This window comes from Actinomycetota bacterium (genome assembly GCA_036280995.1).
Taxonomy (GTDB): domain Bacteria; phylum Actinomycetota; class CALGFH01; order CALGFH01; family CALGFH01; genus CALGFH01.
In genome coordinates, this window is sequence record DASUPQ010000538.1 from 1 (window position 1) to 2,459 (window position 2,459).

Annotated in this window: 3 protein-coding genes; all 3 read right to left on the reverse strand. The window is 69.7% G+C overall.

The window, feature by feature from the left end; all coding sequences use genetic code 11:
• Positions 1-1,418, reverse strand: a 1,418-nt coding sequence (locus VF468_18085; GenBank protein ID HEX5880200.1) for an FAD-binding oxidoreductase, incomplete at its 3' end; no start/stop codon positions are given.
• Entirely contained in the window at positions 1,418-1,555 is a 138-nt protein-coding gene (locus VF468_18090) for a hypothetical protein (GenBank protein HEX5880201.1), read from the reverse strand. The genes VF468_18085 and VF468_18090, both read right to left, overlap by 1 nt.
• A 319-nt stretch (positions 1,556-1,874) precedes the next feature.
• Positions 1,875-2,141: a transposase gene (locus VF468_18095; protein ID HEX5880202.1), complete on the reverse strand. Its 267-nt coding sequence runs from the start codon at positions 2,139-2,141 to the stop codon at positions 1,875-1,877.
• Positions 2,142-2,459 lie beyond the last annotated feature (318 nt).

Below are 2,459 nucleotides of genomic sequence, written 5' to 3' on the forward strand. Positions count from 1 at the left end.
CGCTGCAGGTCTCCCCCGGCGCCGAGGCGCTCGGTGAGCATGAAGTGGATGTTGCCGTCCTTGGCGTGCCCGAAGATCACGCTGTCGGTGTAGTGGTGCTTGGCGAACAGGTCGATCAGCTGCTCGCAGGTGTCCAGCAGCGTCGGGACCGGGACGACTATGTCCTCCAGCAGCGCAGTCGTGCCGGATGGCCGGGCCTCGTTCACCGTGGTGTACAGGCCCTTGCGGGTGTGCCAGAGCCGGGCCCGGGCCCTGGGGTCGGCGGTCAGCTCGGCCGGCCCGGTCACCGGGATCGACCGCAACACCGGGCCGGCGGCCTGTGACAGGTCGCTGACCGCCTCGATCGAGTCGGCCTGGTACTCGACCAGCAGCGCGGAGTGCCGGTTCACGGTGATCCGCCGGATGATCTCGTCGCAGGCTGGGTCGGCCTGGGCCACCCGCAGCGACGTCGCGTCGAGCAGTTCGATGGTGGCCGGCCCGGTGGACACCAGGGCGGGCAGCGACCCGGTGGCGCCGGACAGGTCCTCGAACACCAGCAGCCCGGTCATCGCGTGCCGCAGCAGCGGCACGGTGCGGAACATCGCGGAGGCGACGAACGCCAGCGTGCCCTCGCTGCCGATCACCAGGTGGGTCAGGATGTCCACCGGCCGGGTGTGGTCGACCAGCGAGTTCAGCCCGTATCCCATGGTGTTCTTCATCGCGAACTGGGCCGCGATGATGCGCAGCGACTCGGTGTTGTCGCGGACCCGGCCCCGCAGCCGGGCCAGCCCTTCGTACAGCGCCGGCTCGGTCGACCGCAGCTTCTCGTCGGCGTCGGCCGCGCCGGTGTCGAGGACGGTGCCGCTGGGCAGCACCAGGACCAGCGACTCCAGGGTCTGGTAGGTGTTCTGGGTCGTGCCGCAGGCCATCCCGCTGGAGTTGTTGGCGACGACGCCGCCCATCGTGCAGGCGATCTCGCTGGCCGGATCGGGCCCAAGCTTGCGTCCGAACCGGGCCAGCCGAGCGTTCACCTGACGCACCGTGGCACCGGGACCGACCCGGACCCGGGCGCCGTCCTCCAGCACGTCGATGCCCCGGAAGTGCTTGCGGGTGTCAGCCAGGATGCCGGCGGTGCCGGCCTGCCCGGACAGGCTGGTGCCGCCGGACCGGAACGTCAACGGCACCCCCCGCGCGGCCGAGACCGCGAAGAGCCGGCCGACGTCGGACGCGTCCCGCGGACTGACGACCGCGGTCGGAGCCAGAAAGTAGTGCGAGGCGTCGTGACCCAGGGCCAATCGGTCCAGCGCGCGGGTGCGCAGCTGTCCCGGCTCCGGCAGCGCCCGCTGCAGCGCATCGAGCAGAGTCGGGTCGGCGGGTGGCAGCAGGACCGATGCGACCTGCTCTGGGGCTCCCCCATGCGGCCTCGTTGCGAGGGACATCAGCCCACCACCATCCATCCGATCACGGGCATGGACTGCAAGTACACCAGCACGCACATCCCGAGCAACAGGCCCAAGCTGTCGATCTTGTCGGGCACCTGGTCGAGGACACCGGATACCCCCAGGGCCGCGCCCATGACAGGTGCCCCGGCACCGGCGCTTGCGCCGGGCCGCCAACCCCCGCTCGGCCATGATCTCCGCGACCGTATTGACACTCACCCGCCACCCCAGATCACCCAGGTCGGCGGCGATCCGGGGCGACCCGTACGTGCCGCGATGCTTGTTGAACACGTAACTGATCAACGCGGCCAAGACCGCCCGCCGCTGACGGCGCAGCGGACAGCTGACCCGGCCGCCACTTGTAGAACCAGGCCGGTGACACACCCAATGCCCGACACGACACCGCATGCGGCACCGCATGTTCCGCCCTCTGAGCAGCGATGAATGCGGCCGTGCTCACCGCATCGCATCCCGCACCCAGAGGGCCACCGAGCGCTTGAGGACATCACGCTCCATCGCCAGCTCCGCGTTCTCCCGCCGCAACCGGACCAGCTCCGCGCGCTCGTCCTCAGTCACCGGGCCGCCGCCCTCACCCCGTGCCCGCCGGTCCTGGGCGCACCAGTTCCCCAAGGTGCCCTCATTGATCCCCAGATCCCGGGCCACCTGCGCGATCGGCTTCCCGGTCTCACGGAGGATCCGAACCGCCACCATCGCGGAACTCACGATCGAACCTCCGTCGTGTCTCCGTCACCGCCAACCTCCTTGAGGCGATGCCTCCACGCTACGAGGGGAAGCCCACACCGCTACCTTGCGGCCTGGGTCACGTTCGGGAGAACTGGGCCTTGTAGGTGAACGGAGCGATGACGAAGACACCGACCGCCAGAGCTGTGACGTCGTCGCCGATTCCTCGACGACCCCGATGTATTCGTAGCCCACATTGACAACAACAGCGGACCACGACGCACCGCGCCGCAGCACCATCGAGGACGCGAGACCGACTCGCTGCACGCCCTCAAGACGACCCGGGCCGACACCCGATCC

Coding starts and splice junctions, on each gene's coding strand:
- VF468_18090 (HEX5880201.1), bottom strand. CDS start 1,555: ATGGGCGCGGCCCTGGGGGTATCCGGTGTCCTCGACCAGGTGCCCGAC.